The organism is uncultured Polaribacter sp. (genome assembly GCF_947497695.1).
Classification (GTDB): domain Bacteria; phylum Bacteroidota; class Bacteroidia; order Flavobacteriales; family Flavobacteriaceae; genus Polaribacter.
Genome location: NZ_CANMHM010000025.1, coordinates 1 through 4,722 on the forward strand (window position 1 = coordinate 1; position 4,722 = coordinate 4,722).

2 tRNA genes and 2 rRNA genes are annotated in these 4,722 nt (G+C 44.0%); all 4 read left to right on the top strand.

Annotation, left to right across the window (positions count from 1 at the left end):
* The first annotated feature begins 425 nt into the window (after positions 1 to 425).
* Positions 426 to 1,945 (top strand): 16S ribosomal RNA (locus Q0731_RS13080).
* Between the two features lie 155 nt (positions 1,946 to 2,100).
* Positions 2,101 to 2,174: transfer RNA gene (locus Q0731_RS13085), tRNA-Ile, on the top strand.
* A gap of 99 nt (positions 2,175 to 2,273) precedes the next feature.
* Positions 2,274 to 2,347 (top strand) — tRNA-Ala (locus Q0731_RS13090).
* Between the two features lie 210 nt (positions 2,348 to 2,557).
* A 23S ribosomal RNA gene (locus tag Q0731_RS13095) occupies positions 2,558 to 4,722 on the top strand; the annotation flags it as partial.

Sequence of the window (4,722 nt, forward strand, 5' to 3'; positions counted from 1 at the left end):
AGTTTTTTTGATTATTTATTTTTAGAAATAAATATAAGGTTTTATTGTTTACTAATAAAAAAGAGTTGTATGTTTGCATTCCGAAAAATTCGGGGGTTAAAAGTTCAGTTTTTTTGATTTAGATTTGCAAAAAAATAAATAAAAAAAACTTAATTTTTTTCTTGTCAGGTTATAAATACTTTGTATGTTTGCAGCCGCTAAGAAAAGGAGTAAAAAAGTTCAGAGAGGTTTTGGAATGATTATAAAAAGATCAGTTAGTTCGATTCTAACATTTCTACAAAAAAATTCAGAATTTTAAATTCAGAATTCTAAGTTCATTGAAAATATTGAAATTGACAGCGTAAATTAAAGAGTAGAATGACCATGTTTATTTAATTATAGACAAAATTCTTTTGAAACTTATTCATTATAATATTTAAAGATATACAATGAAGAGTTTGATCCTGGCTCAGGATGAACGCTAGCGGCAGGCTTAACACATGCAAGTCGAGGGGTAACATTGGAGCTTGCTTCAGATGACGACCGGCGCACGGGTGCGTAACGCGTATAGAATCTACCTTGTACAGGGGGATAGCCTTTAGAAATGAAGATTAATACCCCATAATATTTAATGATGGCATCATTATTAGATTAAACATTTATGGGTACAAGATGACTATGCGTCCTATTAGCTAGATGGTGGGGTAATGGCTTACCATGGCGATGATAGGTAGGGGTCCTGAGAGGGAGATCCCCCACACTGGTACTGAGACACGGACCAGACTCCTACGGGAGGCAGCAGTGAGGAATATTGGGCAATGGAGGCAACTCTGACCCAGCCATGCCGCGTGCAGGAAGACTGCCCTATGGGTTGTAAACTGCTTTTATACAGGAAGAAACACTGGTATGTATACCAGCTTGACGGTACTGTAAGAATAAGGACCGGCTAACTCCGTGCCAGCAGCCGCGGTAATACGGAGGGTCCGAGCGTTATCCGGAATCATTGGGTTTAAAGGGTCCGCAGGCGGTCGATTAAGTCAGAGGTGAAATCCCATAGCTTAACTATGGAACTGCCTTTGATACTGGTTGACTTGAGTCACATGGAAGTAGATAGAATGTGTAGTGTAGCGGTGAAATGCATAGATATTACACAGAATACCGATTGCGAAGGCAGTCTACTACGTGTGTACTGACGCTGAGGGACGAAAGCGTGGGGAGCGAACAGGATTAGATACCCTGGTAGTCCACGCCGTAAACGATGGATACTAGTTGTTGGGCGATTGTTCAGTGACTAAGCGAAAGTGATAAGTATCCCACCTGGGGAGTACGGTCGCAAGACTGAAACTCAAAGGAATTGACGGGGGCCCGCACAAGCGGTGGAGCATGTGGTTTAATTCGATGATACGCGAGGAACCTTACCAGGGCTTAAATGTAGTATGACAGGAGTGGAGACACTTTTTTCTTCGGACATATTACAAGGTGCTGCATGGTTGTCGTCAGCTCGTGCCGTGAGGTGTCAGGTTAAGTCCTATAACGAGCGCAACCCCTGTCGTTAGTTGCCAGCAAGTAAAGTTGGGGACTCTAACGAGACTGCCTACGCAAGTAGTGAGGAAGGTGGGGATGACGTCAAATCATCACGGCCCTTACGTCCTGGGCCACACACGTGCTACAATGGTATGGACAATGAGCAGCCATCTGGCAACAGAGAGCGAATCTATAAACCATATCACAGTTCGGATCGGAGTCTGCAACTCGACTCCGTGAAGCTGGAATCGCTAGTAATCGGATATCAGCCATGATCCGGTGAATACGTTCCCGGGCCTTGTACACACCGCCCGTCAAGCCATGGAAGCTGGGAGTGCCTGAAGTCGGTCACCGCGAGGAACCGCCTAGGGTAAAACTGGTAACTAGGGCTAAGTCGTAACAAGGTAGCCGTACCGGAAGGTGCGGCTGGAACACCTCCTTTCTAGAGAAAGATGGTGAGTTACAAAAGGGGATTTTTACTCTTTGCTGTTAATTTTAAAAAATAAGTATTAAGCTATTACAGTTGTAGAAGTTAGTGTTAATTTTTAATCGTTAGAATTTACTAGCGCCTAATCACTAACAACTAATAACTAAAACAGTCTCGTAGCTCAGCTGGTTAGAGCGCTACACTGATAATGTAGAGGTCGGCAGTTCGAGTCTGCCCGAGACTACAAAAGTTTAATATAAAGGAAATTCTAGGAGCAGGATAATTACAAATTACGAATTAGTAATTACTAATGACTAACAACTAATTACTAACGACTAGTAATGGGGGATTAGCTCAGCTGGCTAGAGCGCTTGCCTTGCACGCAAGAGGTCATCGGTTCGACTCCGATATTCTCCACAGGTCAATTAACAAAGACCATTTAACATTGATAATTGTTAATTGATATTTGTATAATTGAATAATGTTCATTGACATATTGGTAAAATGATATCGTAAGAATCAAATAGATAGAGAACAGTTAGAATATTGATATTCTAATTAAGTAATTTTTTTATAAAAATATAAAAGAGTTCATTATGGTGTGGAGACACACTGTAGCAAAAAGTACAATAAGTTAAGTAAGGGCGTATGGCGGATGCCTAGGCTCTCAGAGACGATGAAGGACGCGATAAGCTGCGATAAGCTACGGGGAGGGGCACATACCTTTTAATCCGTAGATTTCCGAATGGGGCAACCCGGTATGTTGAAGACATATCATGGCGTAAGCCAAGTAAACCCGGTGAACTGAAACATCTAAGTAACCGGAGGAAGAGAAAACAATAGTGATTCCGTTAGTAGTGGCGAGCGAACGCGGATTAGCCCAAACCTATTTTGTTACGGCAATATAGGGGTTGTAGGGCCACGATATTCGAGAATAAGTGAATTAGAACTGATTGGAAATTCAGACCATAGAGGGTGATAGTCCCGTAAAAGTAAGCGAATTTTAGATAGTGGTACCCTGAGTAGTGCGGGACACGAGTAATCCTGTATGAATCCACCGGGACCATCCGGTAAGGCTAAATACTCCTGAGAGACCGATAGTGAACTAGTACCGTGAGGGAAAGGTGAAAAGAACCCTAAGTAAGGGAGTGAAAGAGATCCTGAAACCGTACGCCTACAAGCGGTCGGAGCATGTTTACATGTGACGGCGTGCCTTTTGCATAATGAGCCTACGAGTTACTGTTTCTAGCAAGGTTAATTGATTAAGTCAAGGAGCCGTAGCGAAAGCGAGTCTGAATAGGGCGTTTAGTTAGTAGTAGTAGACGCGAAACCGAGTGATCTACCCATGGGCAGGTTGAAGCTGTAGTAACATACAGTGGAGGACCGAACCAGTTGACGTTGAAAAGTCTTTGGATGACCTGTGGGTAGGGGTGAAAGGCCAATCAAACTCGGAAATAGCTCGTACTCCCCGAAATGCATTTAGGTGCAGCGTTGAGTAAAAGTTTTATAGAGGTAGAGCTACTGATTGGATGCGGGGGCTTCACCGCCTACCAATTCCTGACAAACTCCGAATGCTATAAAATGTTTCTCAGCAGTGAGGGCATGGGTGCTAAGGTCCATGTCCGAGAGGGAAAGAACCCAGACCATCAGCTAAGGTCCCCAAATATATGTTAAGTTGAAAAAACGAGGTTTGTCTGCCCAGACAGCTAGGATGTTGGCTTGGAAGCAGCCATTCATTTAAAGAGTGCGTAACAGCTCACTAGTCGAGCGGACGAGCATGGATAATAATCGGGCATAAACATATTACCGAAGCTATGGATTTATACTAAGTATAAGTGGTAGGGGAGCATTGTAATCTGCGTAGAAGGTGTACTGTGAGGTATGCTGGAGTGATTACAAAAGAAAATGTAGGCATAAGTAACGATAATGGGGGCGAGAAACCCCCACACCGAAAGACTAAGGTTTCCTCAGCGATGCTAATCAGCTGAGGGTTAGTCGGGTCCTAAGGCGAATCCGAAGGGAGTAGTCGATGGCTCACAGGTTAATATTCCTGTACTTCTTATAATTGCGATGGGGTGACGGAGTAATGAAAGCACCGCGAACTGACGGAATAGTTCGTTGAAACAAGTAGGTATTGGCACTGTAGGTAAATCCGCAGAGTTAGCTGAATTGTGATAGTACCAAGAGTCTTCGGACAATTGGATAGTGTGCCTAAGGGCTTCCAAGAAAAACCTCTAAGCTTCAGATTATGAGAACCCGTACCGTAAACCGACACAGGTAGTTGGGATGAGAATTCTAAGGTGCTCGAGAGATTCATGGCTAAGGAACTAGGCAAAATCGACCCGTAACTTCGGGAGAAGGGTCGCCACGCTTCGGCGTGGCCGCAGTGAAAAGGTCCAGGCGACTGTTTATCAAAAACACAGGGCTTTGCTAAATTGAAAGATGATGTATAAGGCCTGACACCTGCCCGGTGCTGGAAGGTTAAGTGGAGGGTTTAGCTTCGGCGAAGATCTGAAATGAAGCCCCAGTAAACGGCGGCCGTAACTATAACGGTCCTAAGGTAGCGAAATTCCTTGTCGGGTAAGTTCCGACCTGCACGAATGGTGCAACGATCTGGACACTGTCTCAGCCATGAGCTCGGTGAAATTGTAGTATCGGTGAAGATGCCGATTACCCGCAGCGGGACGAAAAGACCCCGTGAACCTTTACTATAGCTTAGTATTGGCTTTGGATAAGTAATGTGTAGGATAGGTGGGAGACATTGAAGTGGCGTCGCTAGGCGTTGTGGAGTC